A 26,007-nucleotide genomic window follows, 5' to 3' on the forward strand; every position below is an offset into this window, starting at 1 on the left:
CCGTACCGCCGACGGGCCCCGGGGGCGGGAGCCGGGGGACGAACCCCGGTCGCCCTACAGGCCCTTGAGGATCTTGTCGATCTGGTCGAGGACGTCGATCGAGGTGCCGTAGCGGTCGCTGGTGGCGTAGGTGACGGGCAGCACGTGGTTGTCCTTGGCCGCCTTGAGCAGCTTCCAGGAGGGCTTGTCCTGGAGCTCCTTGGTCTCCTTGGGCACCTCGCCGGTGGCGGCCGTGCGCGGGACGAGGATGACGTCGGCGTCGGAGAGGACGTCGATCTTCTCCTGGGAGTAGGTGACCTCGTGTTCCTTGCCCTCGGCGGACGCCTTGGCGAAGTTCGCGCCGACGTCGGCGAGGATGCGGCCCACCCAGGAGGTGCGGGTGTCCACGAGGAACTCGCCGTTGCCGTAGGAGGACGCGAGGGCCCACTTCCTGGACTTGAGCTTGTCCGCGTAGGTCGACTTGATCTTGTCGGCCTTCTCCTTGTAGGTCGCCTTCAGCTTGTCGAGGGCGTCCTCCTTGCCGACGGCCTGCGCGATCTTCTCCTGGGCGTTGTAGAGGTCGCCGGGGGTCTTGATGCCGAAGTAGAGCGTGGGGGCGATGCCCTTGAGCCGGTTGATCTTCCAGTCGAAGGCGGCGGCGCCCTCGACGATGATCAGGTCGGGCTTGAGCGAGGCGACCTTCTCGATGTTGGTCTCGATGCCGGAGCCGATCGAGGTGATCTTCTTGCCCTGTTCCTTCTGCGAGGGCAGCAGTTCCATCGGGTTGTTCTCGTCGATGGCGCTGGTGCCGACCGGCTCGACGCCGAGGTCGAGCAGGGCGCCCGTGGCGTAGGAGATGCTGACGATGCGCTCGGCCTTCGCGGGCACCGTCACCTTGCCGTCGCTCGTCTCGATCACCCGCTTCCCGCCGTCGCCCGCCGCGGACTTGGCGTCGCCGGACGAGTCGTCGCTGCCGCAGGCGCTCACGGTGAGCAGGGCGGCCGCGGCGAGAACGGCCGCGACACGACTGCGGCCAGCCTTGCGGCCGCTACGGACGGGACGGGTGTTCATGGTTCTCCGTAAGTTGTTGGGCGGCCCGGGAGGGCCGGGTGCGACGCGGGGGGGCGGTGGGGGTCAGACGCCGGCGGTGAGCAGGCTGTGCCAGCCGCGCAGGGTGGGCTCGGCCTCGGCGAGTTCGGTGAAGTCGGCGGCCAGGCCGCGGGCCCGCCAGCGTTCCACCAGGCTCATCAGCCGGATCGAGTCGAGGCCGAGGTCGCGCAGGTCCTCGTCGTCCGGCAGGTCGGCGGGGTCCTCGCCGAGGACGTCGGCCACGTCGAGCCGGAGGGTGTCGATCGGGACGGGGGTCGCGGGCATGCGGGGTCCTTCGGGGGCTTGGCGTTCGGGGGTGGGGGTCTCAGCCGACGGGCGCGGCTACGGTGCCCGCGACGGCATCGGTGTCAGCGGCGTCGGCCCGTCCCCCGGTCCGGCCCGCGAGGACGTCCCGCTCGGCGCGGCGCAGCAGCAGCGAGTCGCAGATCTCGCCGGAGCGGACGGCCAGGGTGGAGAGCAGGGAGGAGGTGATGCCGTGGGTGTGCTCGGTGCCGCCCTGGAGGTAGATGCCGACGCGGACCCGGTCGGTGGTGAGGACGCGGTGGTCCCGGTCCACGCGCAGCCGGCCCTGCTCGTCGGTGAGGCATTCGTCGGCCAGGTCGCCGAGGAGCTCGCGGGGGTCGGCCGCGTGGTAGCCGGTGGCGAATACCACCGCGTCGCAGTCGAGCGTGAACGTTTCACCGGAGGTCAGGGAGCGGATCACCGCACGGGCGCCGTCCGCCAGGTCCTCGACGGCGGTGAGCCGGCTGGTGTTGAGGATGCGCAGCCGCTCGCGGCCCTGGACCTTCTCCTGGTAGGCGGTGCGGTAGAGCTGCTCGATGAGCTCGCCGTCGACCACGGAGTAGTTGGTGTTGCGGTGGTAGCCCAGCAGCGTCCGCTTGACGTCCTCGGGGGCGTCGTAGAAGTGGTCCACGGCGGCCGGGTCGAAGATGCGGTTGGCGAAGGGGCTGTCGTCGGCCGGGCTGTAGCCGTAGCGGGAGAAGACCGCGCAGACCTCGGCGTCGGGGAAGGTGCGGTGCAGGTACTCGGCGCTCTCGGCGGCGGACTGGCCGGCGCCGACGACCACGAACCGGCGGTGCCGGCGGGCGGCCGGCTCGGCGGCCCGGAACAGCAGGTCGCGGTTGTGCCAGACGTGCGGGCCCAGGGCGACGCCCTCGGGGAGGCGGGGGGTGAGGCCCGTGCCGACGGACAGGTTGCGGGTGCGCCGCACGGTCTCGTCGGCCGGGTCCCCGACGGACCGCGAGACGACGTCCACTGCCTCCACCGTCCCGCCGTCCTCCACCGCGCGCACGGCGGTCGCGGTGCGGCCGTACTCCACGACGGACCCGAACTCGGCGGCGCACCATTCCAGGTAGTCGTGGAACTCGATCCGGGTGGGGAAGAACGTCTTCTGGTTGATGAAGTCGGCGAGCCGGCCGCGGTCCCGGAGGTAGCACAGGAAGGAGAAGCGGCTGCCGGGGTCCCGCATGGTGACCAGGTCCTTGAGGAAGGACACCTGCATGGTGGCGCCTTCGAGGAGCATCCCCCGGTGCCAGCCGAAGCGCTCCTGCCGCTCCAGGAAGCCCGCGCGGAGGGCGCCGGACGGGGCCCGGCGGTTGTGGTCGTCGATCGCGATGGCGAGGGCCAGGTTGGCGGGACCGAAGCCTATGCCGACCAGATCCTCGATGGGGGCGCCCGTGTTCGCGATGTCCCCGCGCCGTGCCGACATGCTCATCCTCTCGTCGTACCGCCCCGGTCCCGACTCTTACGGCCGTGCCGGCCGGGCATGAGTCGGGGAGGGCAACCCGCACACGTATTGATTAGGTATGCCTAACCTAACTTTCTCGGCAGGTCAGGTGTCAAGTCCAGCCGTCAGATCTCGCGTCACGGGAGCCCTTTGGCGCGCGGCCTCCCTACGGCGAACGGGCCGGACGGCACGTGTCGCCACGCACCGCCCGGCCCGCCTTCCCTTGGGGTTCAGACGTCCAGCATCCGGGGCAACGCCCGGACGAAGGCGTCCACTTGCCCCTGTTCGATCACCAGCGGCGGCGCCAGCCGGACGACGTCCGGGCCCGTCGCGTTCACCAGGAAGCCCGCCTCCAGGGCCGCCCGCTGCACGCGGACAGCCACCGGCCGGTCCAGGACGAGCCCGAGCAGCAGCCCGGCCCCGCGCACCGCGCGCAGCAGCGGATGACCGGACGCCCGGGCCCCGGCCGCCAACCGCTCCCCCATGCGTCGGACATGTGCGAGGATGTCCTCTTTCTCCAGTGTGTCGAGGACCGCGAGGGCCGCGGCACAGGACACCGGGTTGCCGCCGAACGTCGAGCCGTGCTGACCGGGCAACAGCAGCCCGGCCGCGTCGCCGAAGGCCACGGTGGACCCGATCGGCAGCCCGCCGCCGAGCCCCTTGGCCAGCGTCATCACATCGGGCACCACCCCGTCCGCCTGGTGGGCGAACCAGTGCCCGGTGCGGCCGACACCCGTCTGCACCTCGTCCAGCACCAGCAGCGCCCCCGCCGCCTCGGTGATCTCGCGGGCCGCCGCGAGGTAGCCGGGTGGCGGGACGACGACGCCGTTCTCGCCCTGCACCGGCTCCAGGACGACGGCGGCGGTCCGCCGCGTCACGGCGGCGCGGAGGGCGTCGGTGTCGCCGTACGGGACGTGGGTGACGTCGCCGGGGAGCGGAAGGAACGGTTCCTGCTTGGCCGGCTGGCCGGTGAGCGCGAGGGCGCCCATCGTGCGCCCGTGGAAACCGCCCTGGGCGGCGACGATGTGCGGCCGCCCGGTCCGCCGGGCGATCTTGAACGCGGCCTCGACGGCCTCCGCCCCGGAATTGCAGAGGAACACCCGGCCGTCGCGGCCGGCCAGCTCCAGCAGCCGCTCCGCCAGGGCGACGGGCGGCTCGGCCACGTACAGGTTGGACACGTGCCCGAGGGTGGCGATCTGGTCGGAGACCGCGCGGACGACGGCCGGATGCGCGTGGCCCAGGGCGTTGACGGCGATACCGCCGACGAAGTCGACGTACGTCCGCCCGTCGGCGTCCCGGACCGTCGCCCCCTCTCCGCTCACCAGCGCCAGCGGGGGCGTGCCGTAGGTGTCCATCAGCGCGCCACGCCAGCGCTCGGCCAGCCGCTCCCCCGGCGTGCGGGTGCCGTGCGCGGTCACGCGGTCACCTCCACGAGCGCGTCGGGCACGCCCGGCGGCGGATCGGGCACCACGGTCGTCCCCACCGCCTCGTCGGTGAACACCTCCAGCAGCAGCGAGTGCGGCACCCGGCCGTCCAGCACGTGCGCCGCGCCCACCCCGCCCCTGACCGCCCGCAGACAGCCCTCCATCTTGGGGACCATGCCGCTCGACAGGGCGGGGAGCAGCGCCTCCAGGTCGCTCGCGGTGAGGCGGCTGATGACGTCGTCGCTGCGCGGCCAGTCCGCGTAAAGCCCCTCGACGTCGGTGAGGACGACCAGCTTCTCGGCGCCCAGCGCCCCGGCGAGCGCGGCGGCGGCCAAGTCGGCGTTGACGTTGTACACCTCGCCGTCCGCGCCCCGGGCGACCGGCGAGACGACGGGGATCCGGCCGCGGTCGAGCAGGGCCTCGACCGTGCTCGGGTCGACGGCGACGACGTCCCCGACGAGGCCGATGTCCACCGGCTCGCCGTCGACCTCGGCCTGCCGCCGGACGGCGGTCATGGTGTGGGCGTCCTCGCCGGTCAGGCCGACGGCGAACGGGCCGTGCCGGTTGATCAGCCCGACGAGTTCACGCTGCACCTGCCCGGCGAGGACCATCCGGACGACGTCCATCGCCTCCGGCGTGGTCACCCGCAGGCCCGCCTTGAACTCCGAGGCGATGCCGAGCCGGTCGAGCAGCGCGCTGATCTGCGGCCCGCCGCCGTGCACGACGACCGGCCGCACTCCGGCGTACCGGAGCGACACCATGTCCTCGGCGAACGCGGTCTTCAACTCGTCGTCCACCATGGCGTTCCCGCCGAACTTGACGACGACCGTCTTGCCGTGGAGGCGGCGCAGCCACGGCAGCGCCTCGATGACGGTACGGGCTTTGGGGGCGGCTGCGCGCCGCGAGGGAAGGGTGGGATTCATGAGGAGTACGCGCTGTTCTCGTGGACGTAGTCGGCGGTGAGGTCGTTGGCCCAGATGACGGCGGACTCGGCGCCCTCGGCCAGATCGGCGGTGATGCGCACTTCGCGGTAGCGCATGTCAACGAGGTCGCGGTCGTCACCGACCGAGCCGTTGCGGCACACCCACACGTCGTTGATCGCCACGTTGAGCTTGTCGGGGTCGAAGGCGGCGGAGGTGGTGCCGATCGCGGAGAGCACCCGCCCCCAGTTCGGATCCTCGCCGTGCAACGCACACTTGAGGAGGTTGTTGCGGGCGATGGACCGCCCGACCTCCACCGCGTCCTCCTCCGACGCGGCGTTGATCACCTCGATACGGATGTCCTTGCTCGCGCCTTCCGCGTCCCCGATGAGCTGCCGCGCCAGGTCGTCACACACCTCGCGCACGGCATCGGCGAACGCGGCCGCGTCCGGGCTGATCCCGGAGGCGGCGGACGACAGCAACAGGACCGTGTCGTTGGTGGACATACAGCCGTCGGAATCGACCCGGTCGAAGGTCGTGCGCACCGCGGCACGCAAGGCATCGTCCAGGCCGGGAGCGTCGACGTCGGCGTCGGTGGTCAGGACGACGAGCATCGTGGCCAGCCCCGGGGCGAGCATCCCCGCACCCTTGGCCATGCCCCCGACCACCCAGCCGTCCCGCTCCACCACCGCCGTCTTGTGCACGGTATCCGTCGTCTTGATCGCGATGGCGGCCTTCTCGCCGCCGTGTGCCGACAGGCTCGCCGCGGCCTTCTCGACGCCCGGCAGCAGCTTGTCCATGGGCAGCCGGACGCCGATCAGGCCGGTGGAGGCCACCGCCACCTCGCCGGAGCCGCAGCCGAGCACCTCCGCCGCCTTCTCCGCCGTCGCGTGGGTGTCCTGGAAACCGGCCGGGCCGGTGCAGGCGTTGGCGCCACCGGAGTTGAGGACGACCGCCGCCACCTCCCCCGACTTCAACACCTGCTGCGACCACAGCACCGGAGCCGCCTTGACCCGGTTGGAGGTGAACACCCCCGCCGCAGCCCGCGCCGGCCCCCGATTCACCACCAACGCCACATCCGGCGCACCACTGTCCTTCAGCCCGGCCGCCACACCCGCCGCCGCGAAGCCCTTCGCCGCCGTCACACTCACGGAGCCACCCCTGTCGTGGAAAGTCCCAGTTCCTCGGCCAGCCCGAGGGCGATGTTCATGCTCTGCACCGCACCACCGGCCGTGCCCTTGGTCAGGTTGTCGATCGCGCTCACCGCGATCACACGCCCCGCCGCCTCGTCCACGCTCACCTGCACCTGCACGGCGTTGGAGCCGACCACGGCTCCCGTGGACGGCCAGCGTCCCTCGGGCAGGAGGCGGACGAACGGCTCGTCGCCGTACGCCTTGTCGTAAGCGGCGCGGACGGCCTGGGCGGAGGTGCCGGGGAGCGCCTTGGCGCTGCAGGTGGCGAGGATGCCGCGGGGCATGGGCGCGAGCATCGGCGTGAAGGACACCGACACCGGCCCCCCGGCCACAGCGGCGAGGTTCTGCGCGATCTCCGGCGTGTGCCGGTGCCCGCCCCCCACCCCGTACGGGCTCATCGACCCCATCACCTCACTGCCCAGCAGATGCGCCCTGACGGCCTTCCCCGCACCCGACGTCCCCGACGCCGCCACGACCACCGCCTCCGCCTCCACCAGCCCCGCCGCGAAAGCCGGCCACAACGCCAACGACACCGCTGTCGGATAACACCCCGGCACCGCCACCCGCCTCACCCCACGCAACGCCTCCCGCCCACCCGGCAACTCCGGCAACCCATACGGCCACACCCCCGCATACGGCGACCCATAGAACCGCACCCACTCCCCCGCATCCCGCAACCGGAAATCCGCACCACAGTCGACCACGAGGACATCAGGGTCCAGTTCGCCCGCCAGCGCGGCGGACGCGCCGTGTGGGAGGGCGAGAAAGACGACGTCATGCCCCGCGAGCGCCTCGGGGGTGGTCTTCTCCAGCACTCGTTCCGCCAGCGGGGCGAGGTGGGGCTGCACCTCACCCACCGTCCGTCCGGCGTTCGAGTCGGCGGTCAGCGCGCCGATGTCGACGTGGGGGTGCCGCAGGAGCAGACGCAGCAGTTCACCGCCCGCGTATCCACTCGCGCCCGCCACAGCTATGCGCACCATGTCTGGTCCTCGGATCCGTTCCTCGCTCAGGGGTGTGGGCCGGCCGCCGTCCGCGGGAAGGCGCGGCACGCTGCCGGCTTGGCGAGGCAACGGGGCGGGCGGTCCCACCGGGCCTTTCTGCCGCCCGGACGGAGCTTAGCTTAGGCTACCCTTACCGTTCTTTGTCGACAGGGGGAGATTCCGCGCGGCCTCGGAGGCCCCGCCCCGCCACCCTCCGGCACCGTCACCCGCGCGAGTGAGGTCTCTTCGCCGTTTGCCCAGAACAGGGCCGTTACGCGTCAACTCTTCCTGGTGAGGCGTCCGTTACTTCTGGTAGACAGCTCCCCGTCTCGCAAGGACGGCCGCCCCGCCGCCCGACGGAAAGGGAAGCATGGACGAGGAAGAAGACCGCCGCCTGTACGCGATCGCGCCCGAGATCAGCCGGGTGACGGTGGGCCTGCTGCGGACAGTGGTCGGACTGGAGCCGGCCGAGCGGGTGCCGGAGGAGGCCCTGGGGGTGGCCGACGACGTGCTGGCCCGGCTCGGCACGGACGGGCTCCGGTCACTCGTCATGAGCCTGGCCGGGTGGGCGGCGGTGGGCATGGAGAACGTCGCGCAGCTGACCGGCAAGACGTACGAGGCGCTCGTCGACGAGATCGAGCTGACCTGCCTCGAGGCCAACCCCGAGGGCTGAGGGCACGCGGCCCGCCCGCGAGCGACCCGCCCGGCGCCGGAGGGCGCGCATCCGCCGCTTCCGCCCCTGAGCGGGCCCGGCTCCGACGCCGGAGTCCCCGGCGCGTCACGCCGCGAACACGCGAAGCTCCCCAGGCCGCCGCACCCTTCTGCCTTCGCACGAGGAACCAGGCAACGGCCCGGACACCCGCGCCGTGCGCCGCCGCGTGCTGCCGAGCGCCCATAGCAGCCGACTCCCGCTCCCGGTAGGGCGGTCGGCCCGCGCCCGGAGGAAAAAGGGGGCGCACAGCGCAACTCCCCAGAAACCCGATAGGACTATTGCATTCTCCGCTAAGATGCTCCATCGAGCGATGCCATCGATCCGATGAGCGGCCCGCCCCGGGCCGTACGGGTTTGACGACGGGGACCGACTGCGCGTCAGCTCACCGGCCGGGCCGCGGCACGTGCCCCCACGCACCCCTGTCGCCCCGCACCTCCTGTGTCGTCCGACCCGTTTTCCGTCGCCGCTCCAGGACCAGGACCTCTCCCGCATTCGCGCAGGCACAGCCGCCGCAGCCCCTCGACCGCCGGAGGACAGCCGCCCATGCACCAGACCACCACGCTGCTCATCGAACTCGGCGTCGTCATTCTCGCCCTGGGTCTCCTCAGCCGACTCGCCGGCCGGATCGGCTTCTCGCCCATACCCCTCTACCTCCTGGCCGGTCTCGCCTTCGGCCGCGGGGGCATCCGTCCGCTCGGCGCGAGCGAGGGGTTCGTCGCCACCGGGGCGGAGGTGGGCGTCGTCCTGCTGCTGCTCCTGCTGGGGCTGGAGTACAGCGCCTCCGAGCTGATGAGCAGCCTCCGCGCCCAATCCCCGTCCGGGGCCGTGGACTTCGTGCTCAACGCCCTGCCGGGAGCCGCCGCGGGGCTCCTGCTGGGCTGGGGCGCGGTGGCCTGTGTGGCGCTGGCCGGCGTCACCTGGGTCTCGTCCTCCGGTGTCATCGCCAAGGTGCTCGCGGACCTCGGCCGGCTGGGCGCCGAGGAGACACCGGCCGTGCTCGGCGTCCTCGTCATCGAGGATCTGGCGATGGCCGGTTACCTCCCGCTGCTGACCGCCCTCCAGGCGGGGCTGAGCGTCCGGGCGGGCGGACTGATCCTGCTGACGTCCCTGGGCACGGTCACCGCCGTGCTCTATGTGGCGCTGCGCCACGGGCACGTCATCAGCCGTGCCGTGTCCTCGGACAACCCGGAACGGATGCTGCTGGTGGTGCTCGGGCTGACGCTGTCGTTCGCGGGGGTGGCGCAGGAGCTGCACGTGTCGGCGGCGGTGGGGGCGTTTCTCATCGGCATCGCGCTGTCGGACGAGGTGGCGGAGGACGCCCGGGCGCTGCTGTCCCCGCTGCGGGACCTGTTCGCCGCCGTCTTCTTCCTCTTCTTCGGGCTGAGTACCGATCCGGCGTCCGTGCCCCCGGTGCTGGGCCCGGCGCTGGCGCTCGCCGGGGTCACCGTTCTCACCAAGGTGGCGACGGGCTGGTACGCGGCCCGCCGGGCGGGTGCCGCGCCCGCGGGCCGCTGGCGGGCCGGCGGAACGCTGGTCGCCCGGGGCGAGTTCTCCATCGTGATCGCCGGTCTGGCGGTGGGCGTCGAGCCGCGGGTCGGGCCGCTGGCCACGGCCTACGTCCTGGTGCTGGTGGTGCTGGGCCCGCTCGCGGCGCGGTGGACGGAGCCGCTGGTGCGCCGGGTGACCCGGCGGCGCGCCGTCGCGCCCGTACCGGCGCAGGCCGGGCCCGTGCGGGCGGCGGCGCCGGCGGTGGAGCACGCGGACACCCGGTGAGCGGGGGTCAGAGGCGATGCCCGGGCGGCAGCGGCTGTTCCGTCCAGACGGTCTTGCCCTCCCGCTCGTAGCGGGTCCCCCACCGCTCGGTGAGCTGGGCGACCAGGAACAGGCCGCGTCCGCCCTCGTCGGTGCTGCGGGCCCGGCGCAGGTGCGGCGAGGTGTTGCTGGTGTCGGTCACCTCGCAGATCAGGCTGTGGCCGCGGATGAGCCGCAGGGTCACCTGCCCCTTCGCGTACCGGTAGGCGTTGGTGACCAGTTCGCTGACGACCAGTTCCGTCGCGAACACCAGCTCCTCCAGGCCCCACTTGGTGAGCTGCTCGGTCATCAGCCGGCGGGCCGCGGCGGCGGCCCGTTCGTCGCCGGGGAGGGTCCAGGTGGCCACGCGCTCGGGGCCCAGGACGCGGGTGCGGGCGAGCAGCAGGGCGACGTCGTCGTGCGGCCGGGCGGGCAGCAGGGCGTCCACCACGGCCTTGGCCGTGTCCGGCAACGGCCGGTCGGCGACCGTCAGTTGGCGGCCCAGTTCGGCGAGCGCGGAGTCGACGTCGCCGCCGGGCGACTGGATGAGCCCGTTGGTGAAGAGGGCCAGCAGGCTCCCTTCGGGGAGTTCCAGTTCCGTCGCCTCGAAGGGCAGGCCGCCCAGGCCGAGCGGGGGTCCCGGCGGCAGGTCGGGCAGGGTCACCCGGCCGTCCGGGGTGACCACCGCGGGCGGCGGGTGGCCGGCGCGCGCCAGGGAGCAGCGGCGGGAGACCGGGTCGTAGACGGCGTAGAGGCAGCTGGCGCCGGTGACCTGGTCGCGGGGGAAGTCGCGGGTGTTGACCTCCTGTTCGGCGGCCAGCCGGTGCACCAGGTCGTCCAGGTGGGACAGCACTTCCTCGGGTTCCAGGTCGAGTTCGGCGAGGGTGTGGACGGCGGTGCGCAGCCGGCCCATGGTGGCGGCGGCGTCGATGCCGTGGCCGATGACGTCGCCGACGACGAGGGCGGCGCGGGCGCCGGAGAGCGGGATGATGTCGAACCAGTCGCCGCCGACGCCCTCCGCGGCACCGGCCGGGATGTACCGGTGGGCGACCTCGACGGCGGGCAGGTCGGGCACCTCGCCGGGGAGCAGCCGGCACTGGAGGTTGAGGGCGGCCTGATGCTGGCGGGTGTAGCGGCGGGCGTTGTCGATGCAGACGGCGGCGCGGGCGGCGAACTCGGTGGCGAGCGTCAGGTCGTCGTCCTCGAACGGCTCGGGGCGGCGGGCGCGCCACAGGACGACGAGGCCGAGGACGAGGCCGCGGGCGACGAGCGGCACCGTCATGACGGAGTGCACGCCGAGTTCGGCCGCGCGTCCGGCCCGTTCCTGGGCGACGGCCCGCAGCCCGGCGGGTCCCCTGCCGTCCTGGACCAGCACCGGGCTCTTCTCGGCGAGGCAGCGGGCCTGGGGGCTGTCCGGGGGGAAGACGATGCGGTGGCCCACCGGGTGGAGCGCCTCCTCCGCCTCGGCGACGACGGAGACGGCGGCGGCGCGGCAGACGGCGCCGGTGCCGTCCTGCGACGGTTCCTCGCCGTGGCTGACGGGCTCCAGCAGGTCGACGGAGACCCAGTCGGCGAGCTCGGGGACGAGGACGTCGGCCAGCTCGCGGGCGGTGGTGCCGACGTCGAGGGAGGTGCCGATGCGCCGGCCGGCCTCATCGAGGAGGGCGAGCCGCACCCGGGCGCGGTGGCGTTCGGTGACGTCCTCGACCAACTGGGTGACGCCGAGCACCCGTCCGGCCGAGTCGGTCGTCCGGAACGCCGAGACGGAGACGAACCGTTCCTCCGCCGGGGCCGCGCGGAGCCGGCAGGGCTGCTCGGTGAAGATCATGGGACGTCCGGTCTCCAGCACCTGCCGCAGCCGGTTCTCGACGGTGTCGGCGTCGTCGGTGATGAGGAAGTCACCGGTGCGGCGGCCCGCGGCCTGCTCGGGGCGGATGCCGCCGATGTGGGCGACGGCCCTGTTGACGCGGAGGATGCTCAGGTCCGGGGCGTGCACGACCAGTCCGATGGGCGAGCGCCGGAACAGCCCGTCGAGCACGGACCGGTCGGTCTCCCACTGGACGACCTCGTCGGCGACGGCGCCGACCAGGAACCATTCCGGCGGGGCGTCCGGCCGGACGACGCGCCGGGCCCGGACGCCGACGTGGATCCGGGTGCCGTCGCCCCGGACCACGGGGAGCACCCCGAACCAGCCGCCCTCCCGGGCGCAGGTCCTGGCCGTCTCGACGACGGCGGTACGGTCGCGGGGCGCGAGGAGGACGTCGGCGGCGGGCCTGCCGGTCACGTCCTCGGCCCGGCGGCCCAGCAGCTCCGCGGTCTGCTCGCCCCAGCCGACGACCGTCCCCCGGTGGTCGAGCACCATCGTGGCCGCGCGGGCGAGCGAGAACGGGTCGTCCGGGCTCTCGCTGACGGGCGTCGTGGCTCCGTCCGCCATGGGCTGCCTCCTTCCGCGCGGGGCCGGCCGCGCTCGCTCGCGCCGGGACACCTTCCACAGTGACGGCTCTCCGGCCCGCACGCCCTTCGGGCGCATCCGGCCCGGCGGGGGCGGGGAACGGGTGTCTCGCCACGGCTGCCTCCAGGACGGCAAATTGCTTTGTGCCCTCATCGATTTATGGTGATGATTCGGGTTATGAACCGTGGATTCGATGATCTGGTGGCCGAGGCGGCCTCCGTTTCCGTGGACGGCTGGGATTTCTCCTGGCTGGACGGCCGGGTCACCGAGGAGCGCCCGTCGTGGGGCTACCAGAAGCTGATGGCGCGGCGGCTGGCCGGGGCGTCGGCGGCGCTGGACGTCCAGACCGGGGGCGGTGAGGTGCTGGCGGGGGCCTCGGTGCTGCCGCCGACGATGGTGGCCACCGAGTCCTGGCCGCCGAACGTCGCCAAGGCCACCGCGCTGCTGCACCCGCGGGGCGCGGTCGTGGTGGCGGCGCCGGACGAGCCGCCGCTGCCCTTCGCGGACGCGGCGTTCGACCTGGTGACCAGCCGGCATCCGGCGACCGTGTGGTGGTCGGAGCTCGCCCGGGTGCTCCGGCCCGGCGGTACGTACCTCGCGCAGCACGTCGGACCGGCCAGCGTGTTCGAGCTGGTGGAGTTCTTCCTCGGCCCGCAGCCCGAGGCCCGCCGGAAGCGACACCCGGACGACGAGAGCGCCGCGGCCCGGGCCGCCGGACTGGAGGTGGTGGACGTCCGGTCCGAGCGGCTGCGGATGGAGTTCTTCGACGTCGGCGCGGTGGTGTACTTCCTTCGGAAGGTGATCTGGACCGTTCCCGGCTTCACCGTCGACCTCTACCGGGACCGGCTGCGCGAACTGGACGAGCGGATCCGGGCGGAGGGCCCGTTCGTCGCCCACTCGTCCCGGACGCTGTTCGAGGCCCGCAAGCCGGCCTGAGCCGGAGGCCGTCCGCGCGGACGGTTCCTTCTCCAGCGGCGGGCGTCCACCGCCGGAGAAGGGCCGGAGCGCGGGATCGGCCGGCGCGGGATCGGCCGGCGCGGGATCGGCCGGCGCGGGATCGGCCGACGCGGGGCTGCCGGCGCAGGGCTGCCGGCGCAGGGCTGCCGGCGCAGGGCTGCCGGCGCGGGATCGGCCGAGGACGCACGGGTCGGCGCCGTGGGCGCCGGGTCGGTGCTTCTTCACCGCCACGGATGTCGGGAACCGTCACCGGCACCGGACCGGGGGCCGTCACCACTACCGGGTCGGGGGGCCGGCGCGGTCCCGCTCCGGAAGGCGCGACCGATGCCCCGGGCCGCCGCAGGTCGGGAACCCCCGGCGCCCGTCGCGACGTCCGGAACCCGCGACTGAGGGCCCGGCGCGCGCCGAGCGACAGCAGCCGCCGTCCTCAATTCACCGCCGAAGCAAGCCCCTTGAGGCCCCCCGCCGAGCGGCCGTCGGCCGGACCCGGTAGCGGCGCCGGGTCGGTACGGGGGTTCGGCGCCGAGCGCACTCCCGTCCCCGCTTGTCATGGCTCCCGCCTTCCCCTCGCACGGCGGCCCCCCTATGCTGCCCGGGGAACACCGTGGTCCAGACCAACGCCGTGGAAGCAATGGGGAGTTGCGACCGCGTCCGACCGGTCCGCGCTGTTCCGCCGAGGGGGGTTGCAGTCCCCACGCCTGCGGAGGAACCATGACGCTCTCTCCCACCGTCCGCCATGCCGTCGTCGCCTCAGGAGTCGCGCTCTGTCTGCTGACGGGGGCGGCCGCCGCCCTGCCGGCCGGCGCGGCACCGTCTCCCACAGCGCCCGCCGCCCGCACCGCCGCCGTCGGCCCCCTCGGGGCCGAACTGCTGTCCGCCGCGGACAAGGTCGGCCTGACCTGGACGGGAGACCAGTCCGGGAGCAAGGACCAGAACTGGGGCAGCGGCGGCACCTACCACTACGTGCTGAAGCCCGTCAGCGGGCAGGCCACCCCGGACGTCGACTGGAAGGTGCGGTTCACCCTACCCGAGGGCCAGGCGTTCGACAGCGAGTACCAGCAGGACCAGGTCACCGTCGCCGGCTCGACGCTGACCGTGGCGCCGTCCCAGGACTGGCGCAGAAAGGTTCCGCAGAACGGGCTGGAGATCATCATCGCCTGGAAGGAGGACCCGTCCCCCATAGCGGCCGTCCCCGGGAAGCCCGACGCTCCCGCCACCTGGGCCCCTTACGTCGACACCAGCCTCTATCCCGAGCCCGATCTGCCGAGGATCGGCGAGGTCAGCGGGACCAGGCAGTTCACCACGGCGTTCATCGTCTCGGACGCCCAGGACCGGAAGACGCCGGTGTGGGGCGGCCAGCACGCGCACCCCGTCTCGGGCAACTACGGGGTCCCGCGGATCAACGAGCTGCGGCGGGCCGGCGGTGACGTGGTCGTCTCGTTCGGCGGCGAGAACAACAACGAGCTCGCCCAGGACATCACCGACGTCGGCGCCCTCACGGAGGCGTACGGCGGCGTCGTCGAGCGGCTCAAGGCGTACAAGCTGGACTTCGACATCGAGGGCACGGCCGTGGTCGACAAGGCGGCCAACACCCGCCGGGCCAAGGCGCTCGCGGCGCTCCAGCAGCGGTACGCGACCAAGGGCACGCCCCTGCACATCTCGTACACGCTGCCGGTCCTGGCGAGCGGGCTCACCCCGGACGGCATGGAGGTGGTCCGCGACGCGCTGCGGAACGGGCTGGCCGTGGAGACCTGGAACGTGATGGCCATGGACTACGGCCCGCCGGTCCAGGACATGGGCCAGGCCGCCATCGACGCGGGCACCAACCTCCACGACCAGCTCGCGTCCGTCTACCCCGGCACCCCGGACGCGGCGGTGTGGAAGATGATCGGCGTCACCCCGATGATCGGCGTCAACGACAGCCCCGGGGAGACCTTCCGGCTGGAGGACGCCCGCCGGCTCGCCGCGTGGGCGTCCCAGAAGCACATCGGCCGGCTGGCCATGTGGTCGGCCACCCGCGACCACCCGTGTGACAAGCCGACCGCCAGCCCGGTCTGCTCCGGCATCCCCGGCCAGCAGGAGTACGAGTACAGCAAGGCGCTCGGCACGTTCACCGGCTGACCTCCCGCACGGGTGCGCGACGGTACGGGGGCTTCCGTCCCCGTACCGGGTGGTCGGCGGCCGTCCCCGGGGTGCGGCCACGCCGGGGCCGGTACCGTCGGTTCCGGCAGCGCCGGGGCTCCGGACCACGACGACTCCGAGGACGGTATGACCACGACTCCTCCGCTCGGCTACGCGTTCGACAACGACAGTGAGCACGCCACGGAGCAACACCGTTGCCTCGCCGCGGCGTACGACGGCTTCACCACCCACCGGCTCGCCCGGCTCCCGGTTGCCCCGGGGGCGCACTGCCTGGAGGTGGGCGCGGGCGGGGGCAGTGTCGCGCGGTGGCTCGCGGCCCGGGTGGCGCCAACGGGTTCCGTGCTGGCCACGGACGTCAAACCGCAGCACTCCCCGGCCGCGCCCGGCCTGCGCGTCCTCGTCCACGACGCGCGGAGCGACCCGCTGCCCGAGGGCGCGTTCGACATCGTCCACGCCCGGCTGGTGCTGATGCACCTGCCCGAGCGCGACGAGGTGCTGCGCCGGCTGGTCGGCGCGCTCCGGCCCGGGGGCTGGCTCCAGCTCGACGAGTTCGACGAGACCACGTACGGCCCGCTGGTGCCGGTGGGCGGGTGCGACGAGGCCGCGGCGGCGGCCTACCGCGACTACCTCGACGCCAAGCTCCGCCTGCTGCGGGCGGCGGGGGTCGACCTGGCATGGGGCCGGCGGGCCGCGACCGCCATGCACCGGGCCGGGCTCGTCCACGTCGACGCGGAACCCGCCGTCCAGCAGTGGCGCGCCCACTCCCCCGGCACGGCCCTGCAGATCCACAACACCCGCCACCTCCGCGACCGGTTCCGCTCCGCCGGCATGACGGACGACGGACTGCGGGCGGCCCGCGAGGTCATGAGCCATCCGGACTTCCTGGCAACCTCCTGCCTGATGTACTCGGTCCAGGGCCAACGGCCCCTCGGCTTCTAGCCCTTCGCACGGCCGTCGCCCCGGGGCACGGACAGGAGCTCCCGTCCCCGCTCCGGGGTGATCAGCGCGGCCAGGACGGGGTCCGCGAGGAGGACGATTGGGGCAAGGTGATCGTCGCTCAGCGGGCGCCACCAACGGAGGGCGTCCTTGAGCTCCGGCCAGACGGCGTCCCCCAGGCGCCGGCGCGCCTCCTCGCTCTCCGGCGTCCCTTCCCCCTCCGGCGTTCCCTCGCCCTCCGGCGCCGCCGTGAGCCGTGCGGTGACGCGCCGCACCGCCGCGTCGAACTCCGGGTTCCCGTAGGGGAAGGGGAAGCCGGGCTCCCGCAGGCGCCGCCGGTGGTCGGCGATGAGCGCCCGCACGGACTCCGGCCCGCTCTCCTCCAGGGAGGTCAGCGCGGGGTTCGGCCGCCCCCAGGGGCCGCACGCCTCCTCCGTGAAGAGGAGCGGCAGCAGTTCGGGGCCGAAGAGGGGTTCGCTCCCGGTGTCGACGTACGACGATATGAGCGTGTACGGGGACAGGGTGTGCCAGTCGCCCAGCAGGACGAGCAGCTGGAAGCGGAGCAGTTGCGCCCGGCGGCGTCCGTACTCCGCCGCCTCGGCCAGCACCGCCAGGGGATCGTCGACCGCACCGCCGAGCGCGGCCCGGCGGGCCTCTTCGACCTGGGCGTCCCAGTGGTCGCGGGTGGCACCCGGCGGCTGCCGCAGGGCGTGGAAGGAGGCGAACTCCCCCCGCATCAGGGAGTGGAAGGAGTCGTGCCGTTCGGGACCCATGCCCGACCAGGAGGACAGCCAGTAGGCGGCCCACTCCCCGCGCTCGTCGACGTCCTCCGGGTCGAGCAGCATGACGCAGGCGTCCCCGTCCAGGGAGAGCTTCAGCGACCGGCCGAGGATGGCCCCGTCGTCCGGCTCTCCCTCTTCCGGTTCTCCCTCCTCGGTGTACGCCTCGATCCACCCCGCCTCGTCGGAATCGGCGAGCCATTCGAGGTCGCGCGTCCCCGCGAGCCGGTAGACGAACGGGCCCGCGTCCCGCCACCCGTCGGTGACCAGCAGGAACTCCCGGAGCGAGGGTGGCAGTCGGCGGCCGAGCCGGGCTTCGGCCGCGGCCACGTCCGCGTCGCTCGCCGGGGCGAAGCCGAGCCAGCCGTCGCGCACCGTCTCCTCGTCCAGTGGATGGTCGCACTCCGGATCGTGCGCGGCGATCCACTCCTCGCTCCAGCGCTTCAGGAACGGCCGCCACTGCTCACGGTCCATCGGGGGCTCCTCCGGGTCGGGATCCCCGCGTCGTCGGGATCACTGCGACAAGCACAGCACAGGGGTACGACATCGGGCCCCGGCAGCTTCACCCGCGGGCCGCGTCCGCCCGTCGCCGAACCGTCCGCCCGTCGGCGCAGCGACCGCCCGTCTGCGCCCGCACGCACCCCGATCCGGACCGCGCCCGCGCGGGTCTGCATGATGGGCCGATGACCAGCACCGATCCCCACCCCAGCACGGAAGCCGTCGTCACCGCGGTCCGCGAGGTCGCGGCCGAGTACGGGCGTACGGTGGCCGCCGTCACGCACGACATCGGCGCCGACCGGGTGGCCCGCCGCACCTCAGCACCGCTGTTCGCGGTCGCCGACCCCGACGGCTCGCTGCCGCACGAGGCGTTCGTGGAACTGGCCGGTCCGCCGCACGTCGAGCTCACGGTCCATCCGGAGGGCGACACCCGCGTCGTCGTGGAGGGCGTGGACTTCCCCGATGTGGCGCACGAGCACGTACCGGACTTCCTGCGCGCCCTGTTCCTCGGGACCGCCCACGTCGCGACCCGGTTCTTCCCGCCGGCCACCACCTTCGTCGTCCCGCTGCCGGGCGACGTGACATACAAGGAGTACGTGGGTGTGCCCCTCTCCCCGTGGCTGGCGGCCCGGCGGCGCTGAGCCCCGGACGCCCCGCCCTTGAAGTCGATCTTGCCGGGTAGGGTGACCGCCCGGTGCCCGTCAGCGGGTCCGCCGGACCCGGCACCGTACAGCGAGGAGCGTCACCGATGCGCCGTATTTCCACCCTTGTCGTGACCGCCGCGATGGCCGCGGGCGTCGTCTTCACGGCCCTGCCCGCGCAGTCCGCCGCCGCGGCCGGGATCACCTGCAACGTGCCGGAGATGCACCAGCAGATCACCCGGCTCCGGGACCGCGCCAACAGCCTCGACCGCGCCGGCGACCACAGCGCCGCCCGGAGCACGCGCTCGGAGGCCGACGCCCTCCAGCGGCGGATGCAGTGGTGCGTCGACGCCGAGAACAACCTCTGAACCGGCGCCTCCGGGCGCGGGCCGGGGTGACGCGACGCCCCGGCCCCGGCGTCAGCGGGCGGTGAGCGCCGCCAGGTCGCGCGCGGCCGGCAGCGGGTCGTGCCGCACCCGCCCGGCAGGCAGGCCCGCGGCCGCGAGCCCGGCCGTCGTCGCCCGGACGAGGGCGGGCGGGCCGGCGACGAACGCCGTGTGCCGGGACCAGTCGGCGTGCCGCAGCACCGCGTCGGCGACCGCCTCCCAGCAGCCGGGCCCCGGAACGTCCTCGATCACCGGGACCACCCGGAGCCAGGGCCGGCGCCGGGCGAGGCTCGCCGGGGTCTCGGCGTCGTAGAGGTCCGCGAAGCTCCGCGCGCCCAGGAAGAGATGCACCCCGTGCTGCCCCACGCGCCCCGAGGAGAGCTCCTCCAGCAGCGCCTTCGCGGGGGCCCAGCCGGTGTCCCCGGCCACCAGCAGGAGGTCGCCGGTGAGGTCGTCGTCCAGCGTCATCGTGCCGCTCGCCGGGCCCAGGCGCAGCGTGTCGCCGACGCGGGTGTCCTTCACCAGCGCCTCGCTCACTCCCCCGCCGCCGGTCAGCCGGACGTGGAACTCCAGCTCCCCGTCCGGGCGGGGGCGTTGGCGAACGAGTAGTAGCGCCACGCCTGCGGGAGCCGCGGCGACTGGACGGCCGCGTACTGGCCGGCTCGGTAGGTGTACGGCTCACCGGTGCGGACCCGGAGCACCGCCAGGTCGCGGCGCGGCCGTTCGAACGCGGTCACCTCGGCCTGCCAGGCGGCCGGTTCGCCGAGCGCCGCCTCGGCCCCCGCGACCATCGCGGCCACGGCGAAGCGCAGCATGCGCAGCCACGCCGCCTCCATGGCGCCGGTCCAGCGCGCGCCCGCGGTGCGGCGCAGCGCCTCGCGCAGGGCGGCCTCGAACGCCTCGTAGTGCGCGGGCCGGACGCCCAGCTTGCGGTGGTCGCGGCCGAGGCGCTTGAAGGTGGCGGTCACCTCGTCCGGGTCGTGCAGGTGGTCGATGAGGTAGCGGAAGATGTGCGCGAGGTGGCGGCGCTGGAACTCCATGGACTCCGGGAACAGCGACCGCAGGTAGGGCCACCGCTGGAAGAGTTCGTCGTAGAGCTCGGCTATCAGCCCGTCGAAGGGTGACACGAGGTCGAGTCCGCGCAGGATCTCCCGCTGGTCGGCCGCGCCGTCGTAGGGCGCCGCGGTCCGGCGCGGCGCGGCGGGGGCCCGCCGCTCGCCCTGGGACAGCAGCGAGCGGCGGAGCCGCATCGCGTCGTGGCGGGCCAGCAGGCCGTGGTACTCGTCGCCGACGGGGCCCATGTCAGCACCCCGCCGGGCGGTCGCCGCGGCGCGCGTGGCGGCCGTGCGGGGATGGGCCCGGACGCGCCGTCCCGGCGCGGGGGCGTGCGGTCGGGTGGCGGGGGCGCTCCAGTCGTGGCGTGACACGGTGCGGGGACTCCTGTCGGAGGGGTGGTACGGGCCGGCTGCCTGCCGCCGGTCCCGGCCGTCGCGTGGGCGGCGCGCGCCAGTATGGCACCCGGCACCTGTGCCCGAAGGGCCCCGTGCACCAGGGCCGTTCGGCCCTTCCGGAGCGTCGCCTCCGGTGTTTTGACGCGGCGTCAGGGGACCCTTGGACCACGCCGGGTCCGTTCGGCCCACGGTCCGGCCGGGCCGGGCCGCCGATCCTGGACGCGGGCCGGGAGGAGCCGCCGATCCCCGATGGCGCCCTGGCTCCTCCCGGTTCCGCGCGTCGTCGGGGCCCGCGCCCCGATCCGGTTCCGCTCCGAGGAGGAACGTCATGTCCCACGCAGTGCTGGCGCTCGGCGTCGTGGTGCTGTGCGTGTCCGGCTGCGTCTGGTACCTGCCGGCCGTCATGGACGTCCGGGCGGGCGGCGACCGGCCCCGGTCGTGCCGGCTGGCCGCCACCGCCTGCCTGACGGGCTGGGGGACGACGGCCCTGCTGGCCCCGCTGCTGCTGGCCGGAGCGGCGTGGGCGACGATCGGCGGCGTCGCCGCGGCGGGAGGCGCCGTCTGCGCGGCACTGCGCTCCCGCGCCGCCGCCGAGCGGCGGCGCGAACGGCGGGAGACCGACCGGCACTGGGCGGTGCTCGGCGCCCCGGCCCTCGGCGAACCGGCCCGCCCCCGGCGGGCGTTCACCGGCTGGCTGCTCGCCGGACTGGCGGCTGCGGTGGCGGTCTTTGCGGCGGTGCTGGCCGGAGGGACGGCGAGCGGCGCCCGGCTCGCGGGCGCGATCGCCGCCGGGGCGGCCGTCACCCTCGTCTCCCTGGGCCTGGCCGGGGTACGCGCGCACACGACGGCGCGGCGGGGCTGAGGGAAGGGGCCGGCGGGGCGGGTCCGGCTCGGCCCGGCTCGGTTCGGCTCGGCTCGGCTCGGTTCGGGGAGACTCCCCGTTCGCCGGACAACCCGGCCGCCCGCGGGGGACCATGGGGCGACGGGCGCATATAGAGAGGTGACGATATGACTTCCCGCATCGGCGACTCCAAGACCATCGACGCACGGGCCCGCGCGCATCTGGGGTCGAAGGGGCTGCTCCGGTGCCGCACCTGCAACAGTTCCAAGGTGTCGGTCCACGACCAGGGCACGCTGGGGGTCCTGGTGATGTGCCAGGTGGACGGCTGCCTCGGGGTGCACACCGTCTTCCAGAGCTGAGCGGCACGGATGAACTGCCCCGCCTGCGGCAGCGCCGAGACGACGGTCTTTCCCCGCGACGACGGGTCGGCCTACGGCGAGTGCGGAGACTGCGGCGCCTCGTTCACGATCAATCCCTGATACGGATCGCCCGGGAGACGGATCGTTGCTGAGACGGATCCCCTGAGACGGATCGCCTGAGATGGATCGCCTCCGGGACGAGGGCGGCCCCGCCAGTAGCGGCGGGGCATCTCAATGCCCGGCGTCAAGGGCCCGATGGTCTCGCCTACTCAGCCGCCCTGTGCAGTCGGCAACCAGGGGCTGCACAGCAGCGCTCGGTGCCCCTGCGGAAGCGGGGCACCGAGCGCTTGACCTTCAACCGCCACAGCAGCCCGGCTGGAGGCGGGGGATTGGTCACCCTCCAAGAAGACCCCAAGGGTCAGCGACGGGTTGATTGACGCTGTCGAGAAGGTGGCTAAGGCTGCCGACAAGGCCGTTCGCGTCGCCGGTGGGGGGCATGGGTTGCGGGGGCGTGGGTGCTGCCGAGGCCGCGCCCATGGCCAGGATCGTGGAAGAGACCGCCAGGGCCGTCACGATGAGCGCTCGTTTAATCACGCAGTCAGGATGATGGTGCCGATCCGACCGGCACAGTCCCCCTAAGGGGTGAGACACCCGCCTCGATATCCCGTGATTCGTCAGCAGCACCTTCCCTCGACACCCCGCCGCCTGCGGCCGGAGCATCTCAACACAGAAGTCAGGCCGCCGGCGGAACTGGCGCGGCGTCCGTGAACAGGCGTTTGTCCCTCAGCGTCGCCCACAGCACGTCCACCCTGCGACGGGCCAGGGACAGCAGCGCCTGGGTGTGGATCAGGCCCTCGCGTCGCTTCTCCCGGTAATACTCCTGTAGTACTCCTGCGACGGCCCCGGCATCGTCATGGTGACCTGCGCGGACATGTAGAACAGCCAGCGCAGACGCCGGTTGTAGTGCTTGGGGCGGTGCATGTTGCCGGTCTTGCGTCCGGAGCCCCGTGGCACGGGAGCCAGGCCGGCATGGGCGGCCAGATGGCCCGCGTCCTTGTGGGCCGACATATCGCCGACGACGGAGGCCCCCGACATGCGGTTCACGGTCCGGCCCGGGATGTAGACCACCGGCTGTCCGTGGGCGAGCAGCAAGGCCAGCAGCAGAGCGGACTGTCCACGGCCCAACGGACCTCGTCCAGCCAGGTCCAGCACGGCACCAAGCAGTGCCAGGATTTCGTCCTCGTCGTTTGCGACCTTGCGCGACAGGAGCGTGGTGCCCTCGCCGTCGACGGCCACCGCCCAGCGGTGGCCCTTGCCGGCGTCGATGCCGACCCAGATCCGCTGATGTTCAGTGCTCAACGCGCGTCCTCACCCATCGTGACCTGCACTTTGTGGTCCGGGGAACACTCCGCCGTCGAAGCCTTGATCAGCGATGTCCGCATCTCTCAATCAGCAGTCAGAGCGTCCAAGGGAGCCGGGCGGCCATGCCCCGCGAGCCATCTGAGCGGCACTTTCTCATCAGCCACACCCAGCTCCCCCGGACCACAACCAACCTGCCCTCGCCTTGGGACCACACCGATGGTTTTAAGGCCTTCTCATCGGTACGAGTGCGGGTACGGGTGGGGGACGGGCGGGTCGGGCCCGCCCGCCGGAGGTCAGTGGCGGATCGCCGCCACGTGCTGCCGCTGCTCCTGCAGTTGCCGCGCGGTGACCACGTCCGCAGCCGCCTTGGCGGCCTTGTCCGCCTTGGCCTCGGCCTTCACCCCGGCCTCCGGAGCGGGCGGCTTGGCGCAGGCGACGTCCGTGCCCGTCGTGTAGACGCCGTCCTTCTTGGCCTGGCCGCCCTGGTACTCGTAGTAGACGTACGAGTAGAGGTCGATCCGCCTGCTGGGGCCGCAGGCCGAGTCGGCGGCGATGTCGTAGGTCAGCTTGACCGTGCGGGTGGCGCCCGGGATGACGGGCACGTTGTAGCGGACGACGCCGGTCTGGCCGTTGACGTCGCACTGGACGGCCTCACCGGTACAGGACTTGAAGGTGTACTTCAGCCCCGGGTCCTGCGAGGTGGCCCAGGTCGGCTGGATCGACTGGTACACGAACTGCGTGTTCGTGGTCTGGTCGTTGGTGAAGGTCATGGTGAGGGTGACCGTGGAGCCGGGGGTCGCCGACGTCTTGTCGGCAGTGATGGTCATGGGCGGCGCGGCGGCCGCCGAGGCCGGCTGCTGGACCAGGCCGGGCAGGCCGATGCCGAGGGCGAGGAGACCGGAGAGACCGAGGCGTCTGCGTGTTGTAGGGCGCATGGCGGAGGAGAGTAGACAGCCGTGTTTCCCGTGACTGCACCGCCCGAAAGGGATCGGCCACGCTCCGGCGGGGGCGAGTGACTCGCGGTGCTGGTGCAGCGCCGGATGCCACGCTTGGACAGGTGTGCGAGTTGGCCGGGAAGCGACGGGTGGAGGGGGTGAGAAGAGGCGGATGTCGCGCGGTGGGGCCGGTGGGGTACGTCCCACCGCGCCCGTAGCGACGTCCGCCCCTCCCCGTCCCCCGACCCTCCCCTCCGCAGCCGCTCCGCCGTCGCCGTGCGCAGGAACGGCGGGGCGGGCAGGCCGACGTCCGCCCCTCCGGCCCCCGCGAGCGCCTGATCGTGCCGCCCGCACCCTGGATTAGGGTGCTCGGGTGAAAGCGACGGGAACAGCGACAGGAACACTGACCGGGCTGGCCATCGGGGATGCGATGGGCTTCCCCACCGAATTCGACGACGTGGCGTCGATCCTCGCGAAGTGCGGGCCCTGGCGGAGCATGGACCTGCCGCGCCCCGCGTTCATCACGGACGACACGCAGATGACCCTCGCCGTCGCGCGGGCGCTCCGCACGGCCCTGGAGGAGGGTCCGCTGGAGGCGCGGCACCTGGCGCCGGCGCTGCGGGCGGAGTTCGTCGCGTGGTGGCGGTCCCCGGACAACGACCGCGCCCCCGGCCGTACCTGCCTCACCGCGTGCGAGCGCCTCGCCGCGGACGACGGCCCCTGGCAGGCCGCCTGCGATCCGCACTCCAAGGGGTGCGGGGCGAACATGCGGGTGGCCCCCTTGGGTCTCGTGCCCGGCCTCACCCCCGAACAGCGTGCCGGTGCCGCCCAGTTGCAGTCCGGGCTGACGCACGGGCACCCCGCGGCCCTCGCGGCGAGCGACCTCACCGCCTACGCGGTGCACGTGCTGGCGCAGGGCGCCCGGCCGGCGGAACTGTGCGGGCTGCTGCGGTCGTACGCCGACGAGAACCGCACCCGCTACCACGAGCGGTGGCTCGGCGACCTCTGGCGCTACGCCCACGACGCCTCCCCCGAGGCGTTCGTCGCCCGCGGCTGGGACACCTGCCGCGCGACGCTCGACCGGCTGGAGGAGGCCCTGCGCGCCCCCGACCCGGAGGCCGACCCGTGCCTGGCCACGGGCGCGGGCTGGATCGCCGAAGAGGCTCTGGCGACGGGGCTGTTCTGCTTCCTCCTCTTCCCCGACGAGCCGCTCGCGGCCGTACGCCGGGCCGCGTGCAGCTCGGGCGACTCCGACTCCATCGCCTGCCTCGCCGGCGCGTTCGCCGGCGCCCACCTCGGCGCCGCGGCCTGGCCCGAGGAGTGGACCGACCGCCTGGAACACCGGGACGAACTGCTGGCCTTCGGCGCCGCGTGGGGCGGCTGAGCCGCCCGGGAGGCGACGGGCCCGGCAAAGGTCGGGCCGGGGGGCCAGGGGTCCACGGGGACTTGGGCAGGCTCGGACGGGTCCGAGCGGACCGGTTTCGGTGACGCCCTCGGTGTCACTCGGGGTCCGGCAGGCCCGCGATGGCTCGTAGGGCGGCGAGGTGCCGCCGGTAGCCCGACCGGCCCTCGTCGGTCAGGGAGAGCCAGGTGCGGACCCGCCGACCCACGCGCCCCTTGGCCACCACGACCCAGCCTGCCTCTTCCAGGGCCGCGGCCTGCTTCGAAAGCACCGAGTCGGTGATCTCGACGAGGTCGCGAACGTAGCCGAACTCGGCCTTGTCGACCGGAGCGAGGGCTGCCACGATCGACAGCCGCACGGGCGACGAGAGCAGCGGCGCCAGCGCGTGCCGCGGATGCCGGCCCTGGGCAGCGGGGCTCACGGAGCTCACCGCCGTATCCCCCGCAGGGCACCGGCGGCCGGTGGCAGGGCGCAGACAACGGCCGCCACGGCGGCGAGCGGGACGCTGCCCTTCAGGACCGTGGTGCCGAGGATCACCGTGCCGACGTACAGGGCACTCCAGGTGCCGATGACGGTCAGGTGGGTGCGGGTGAAGTGCCGCGGCACGACCGGCTGCCGCCCGGCGTGCCACGAAAGGACGCCGACGAGCACCGCGTTGAGAGCGCTGACCACGGCCGCCGCGGCCGGTCCGCGCCAGAGGACGACCGCGGGCACGAGCAGCGGTTGCCAGCCCGCGAAGATCCACAGGTAGGCGGCGTACCACCCGCCGCGCCGCCGAGCGGCCGTCTCGAAGCGTTGGACGCCGAGCAACCGGGTGGCGGCTTGGGCGTGTTCGGACATGATTCCCCCTTATTCGGCCGGCCGGGCGGGCAGATCGTCGCCCCCGACCATCCCTTGCCAGCATGGCAGATACTTTCCACTTTGGAAAGTGACAGACGCGACCCGGCCGACAAAGTCCGCCGCGGTCGCCTGACGCGGCGTTGATCACCCCTTCCCTACGCTCAACGGCACGTCGACGCCTCGCCGTTCGC

General features: G+C 73.4%; 24 protein-coding genes and 1 pseudogene. 10 read left to right on the top strand and 15 right to left on the bottom strand.

Features of this window, described 5'->3' with window-relative positions:
- Positions 1–54: 54 nt before the first annotated feature.
- From ACQEVS_RS01310 to argC, 7 genes are all read right to left on the bottom strand, one after another.
- Positions 55–1,050: an ABC transporter substrate-binding protein gene (locus ACQEVS_RS01310; protein ID WP_433013929.1), complete on the bottom strand. Its 996-nt coding sequence runs from the start codon at positions 1,048–1,050 to the stop codon at positions 55–57.
- A 63-nt stretch (positions 1,051–1,113) separates the two neighbouring features.
- On the bottom strand, positions 1,114–1,353 hold the full coding sequence (locus ACQEVS_RS01315) for a phosphopantetheine-binding protein (RefSeq protein ID WP_433013932.1): 240 nt from the start codon (positions 1,351–1,353) through the stop codon (positions 1,114–1,116).
- Between the two features lie 40 nt (positions 1,354–1,393).
- Positions 1,394–2,797, bottom strand: a complete 1,404-nt coding sequence (locus tag ACQEVS_RS01320; RefSeq protein WP_433027159.1) for a lysine N(6)-hydroxylase/L-ornithine N(5)-oxygenase family protein — start codon at positions 2,795–2,797, stop codon at positions 1,394–1,396.
- Between the two features lie 248 nt (positions 2,798–3,045).
- Positions 3,046–4,233, bottom strand: coding sequence for an acetylornithine transaminase (locus ACQEVS_RS01325; RefSeq protein ID WP_433013934.1), 1,188 nt, complete (start codon positions 4,231–4,233; stop codon positions 3,046–3,048).
- Positions 4,230–5,162: an acetylglutamate kinase gene (gene argB / locus ACQEVS_RS01330; protein WP_433013937.1), complete on the bottom strand. Its 933-nt coding sequence runs from the start codon at positions 5,160–5,162 to the stop codon at positions 4,230–4,232. The genes ACQEVS_RS01325 and argB overlap by 4 nt, the downstream gene beginning before the upstream one ends.
- Positions 5,159–6,310, bottom strand: a complete 1,152-nt coding sequence (gene argJ / locus ACQEVS_RS01335) for a bifunctional glutamate N-acetyltransferase/amino-acid acetyltransferase ArgJ (protein ID WP_433013940.1) — start codon at positions 6,308–6,310, stop codon at positions 5,159–5,161. Before argJ ends, argB begins: the two co-directional genes overlap by 4 nt.
- Positions 6,307–7,332, bottom strand: a complete 1,026-nt coding sequence (gene argC / locus ACQEVS_RS01340; protein WP_433013943.1) for an N-acetyl-gamma-glutamyl-phosphate reductase — start codon at positions 7,330–7,332, stop codon at positions 6,307–6,309. Before argC ends, argJ begins: the two co-directional genes overlap by 4 nt.
- Positions 7,333–7,702: 370 nt before the next feature.
- Here argC and ACQEVS_RS01345 point away from each other — a divergent pair, with 370 nt between their 5' ends.
- On the top strand, positions 7,703–8,005 hold the full coding sequence (locus tag ACQEVS_RS01345) for a hypothetical protein (RefSeq protein ID WP_004953812.1): 303 nt from the start codon (positions 7,703–7,705) through the stop codon (positions 8,003–8,005).
- A gap of 582 nt (positions 8,006–8,587) precedes the next feature.
- Positions 8,588–9,817 (top strand): cation:proton antiporter, encoded by a 1,230-nt coding sequence (locus ACQEVS_RS01350; protein WP_433013947.1) that lies wholly within the window; start codon positions 8,588–8,590, stop codon positions 9,815–9,817.
- Positions 9,818–9,824: 7 nt separating this feature from the next.
- On the opposite strand, the gene ACQEVS_RS01355 is transcribed toward ACQEVS_RS01350, so the two are convergent.
- The gene (locus ACQEVS_RS01355) at positions 9,825–12,269 is read right to left on the bottom strand and encodes a SpoIIE family protein phosphatase (protein ID WP_433013950.1); all 2,445 of its coding nucleotides are present in this window, start codon (positions 12,267–12,269) and stop codon (positions 9,825–9,827) included.
- A gap of 195 nt (positions 12,270–12,464) precedes the next feature.
- Here ACQEVS_RS01355 and ACQEVS_RS01360 point away from each other — a divergent pair, with 195 nt between their 5' ends.
- The 3 genes from ACQEVS_RS01360 to ACQEVS_RS01370 all read left to right on the top strand — a co-directional run bounded on the left by ACQEVS_RS01360 (position 12,465) and on the right by ACQEVS_RS01370 (position 16,325).
- The gene (locus tag ACQEVS_RS01360) at positions 12,465–13,223 is read left to right on the top strand and encodes a class I SAM-dependent methyltransferase (protein ID WP_433013953.1); all 759 of its coding nucleotides are present in this window, start codon (positions 12,465–12,467) and stop codon (positions 13,221–13,223) included.
- Positions 13,224–13,955: 732 nt separating this feature from the next.
- A complete protein-coding gene (locus ACQEVS_RS01365) occupies positions 13,956–15,365 on the top strand; it encodes a glycoside hydrolase family 18 protein (protein ID WP_433013956.1) in 1,410 nt (469 codons plus the stop codon).
- 147 nt (positions 15,366–15,512) lie between these two features.
- Positions 15,513–16,325: a class I SAM-dependent methyltransferase gene (locus tag ACQEVS_RS01370; protein ID WP_433013959.1), complete on the top strand. Its 813-nt coding sequence runs from the start codon at positions 15,513–15,515 to the stop codon at positions 16,323–16,325.
- Here ACQEVS_RS01370 and ACQEVS_RS01375 read toward each other — a convergent pair.
- The gene (locus ACQEVS_RS01375) at positions 16,322–17,575 is read right to left on the bottom strand and encodes an SMI1/KNR4 family protein (protein WP_433013962.1); all 1,254 of its coding nucleotides are present in this window, start codon (positions 17,573–17,575) and stop codon (positions 16,322–16,324) included. The genes ACQEVS_RS01370 and ACQEVS_RS01375 overlap by 4 nt on opposite strands.
- A gap of 209 nt (positions 17,576–17,784) precedes the next feature.
- On the opposite strand from ACQEVS_RS01375, the gene ACQEVS_RS01380 reads away from it, so the two are divergent.
- Positions 17,785–18,240: a hypothetical protein gene (locus tag ACQEVS_RS01380; RefSeq protein WP_433013965.1), complete on the top strand. Its 456-nt coding sequence runs from the start codon at positions 17,785–17,787 to the stop codon at positions 18,238–18,240.
- A 107-nt stretch (positions 18,241–18,347) separates the two neighbouring features.
- On the top strand, positions 18,348–18,608 hold the full coding sequence (locus tag ACQEVS_RS01385) for a hypothetical protein (protein ID WP_433013968.1): 261 nt from the start codon (positions 18,348–18,350) through the stop codon (positions 18,606–18,608).
- 51 nt (positions 18,609–18,659) lie between these two features.
- Here the strand turns inward: ACQEVS_RS01385 and ACQEVS_RS01390 are convergent, their stop codons facing one another.
- Entirely contained in the window at positions 18,660–19,244 is a 585-nt protein-coding gene (locus ACQEVS_RS01390; RefSeq protein WP_433013971.1) for a hypothetical protein, read from the bottom strand.
- Positions 19,178–19,927: a globin domain-containing protein gene (locus ACQEVS_RS01395; RefSeq protein ID WP_433027162.1), complete on the bottom strand. Its 750-nt coding sequence runs from the start codon at positions 19,925–19,927 to the stop codon at positions 19,178–19,180. Before ACQEVS_RS01395 ends, ACQEVS_RS01390 begins: the two co-directional genes overlap by 67 nt.
- Positions 19,928–20,405: 478 nt before the next feature.
- Between ACQEVS_RS01395 and ACQEVS_RS01400 the strand changes: the two genes are divergently transcribed.
- The gene (locus tag ACQEVS_RS01400; RefSeq protein WP_433013973.1) at positions 20,406–20,939 is read left to right on the top strand and encodes a hypothetical protein; all 534 of its coding nucleotides are present in this window, start codon (positions 20,406–20,408) and stop codon (positions 20,937–20,939) included.
- Between the two features lie 146 nt (positions 20,940–21,085).
- Positions 21,086–21,277, top strand: a complete 192-nt coding sequence (locus ACQEVS_RS01405) for a hypothetical protein (RefSeq protein ID WP_433013976.1) — start codon at positions 21,086–21,088, stop codon at positions 21,275–21,277.
- Between the two features lie 733 nt (positions 21,278–22,010).
- On the opposite strand, the pseudogene ACQEVS_RS01410 reads toward ACQEVS_RS01405, so the two are convergent.
- Both ACQEVS_RS01410 and ACQEVS_RS01415 read right to left on the bottom strand, forming a co-directional pair.
- Positions 22,011–22,636: pseudogene (locus ACQEVS_RS01410) on the bottom strand (IS110 family transposase).
- A gap of 296 nt (positions 22,637–22,932) precedes the next feature.
- Complete coding sequence (locus ACQEVS_RS01415) at positions 22,933–23,574, bottom strand: hypothetical protein (RefSeq protein WP_433013979.1); 642 nt, start codon at positions 23,572–23,574, stop codon at positions 22,933–22,935.
- 373 nt (positions 23,575–23,947) lie between these two features.
- Here ACQEVS_RS01415 and ACQEVS_RS01420 point away from each other — a divergent pair, with 373 nt between their 5' ends.
- Entirely contained in the window at positions 23,948–24,958 is a 1,011-nt protein-coding gene (locus ACQEVS_RS01420; RefSeq protein WP_433013982.1) for an ADP-ribosylglycohydrolase family protein, read from the top strand.
- Positions 24,959–25,073: 115 nt separating this feature from the next.
- Here the strand turns inward: ACQEVS_RS01420 and ACQEVS_RS01425 are convergent, their stop codons facing one another.
- Entirely contained in the window at positions 25,074–25,397 is a 324-nt protein-coding gene (locus ACQEVS_RS01425) for a winged helix-turn-helix domain-containing protein (RefSeq protein ID WP_433013985.1), read from the bottom strand.
- 5 nt (positions 25,398–25,402) lie between these two features.
- Positions 25,403–25,816 (bottom strand): hypothetical protein, encoded by a 414-nt coding sequence (locus ACQEVS_RS01430; RefSeq protein ID WP_433013988.1) that lies wholly within the window; start codon positions 25,814–25,816, stop codon positions 25,403–25,405.
- Positions 25,817–26,007: the final 191 nt, after the last annotated feature.

This window comes from Streptomyces sp. CA-181903, from assembly GCF_050937075.1.
Classification (GTDB): Bacteria; Actinomycetota; Actinomycetes; order Streptomycetales; family Streptomycetaceae; genus Streptomyces.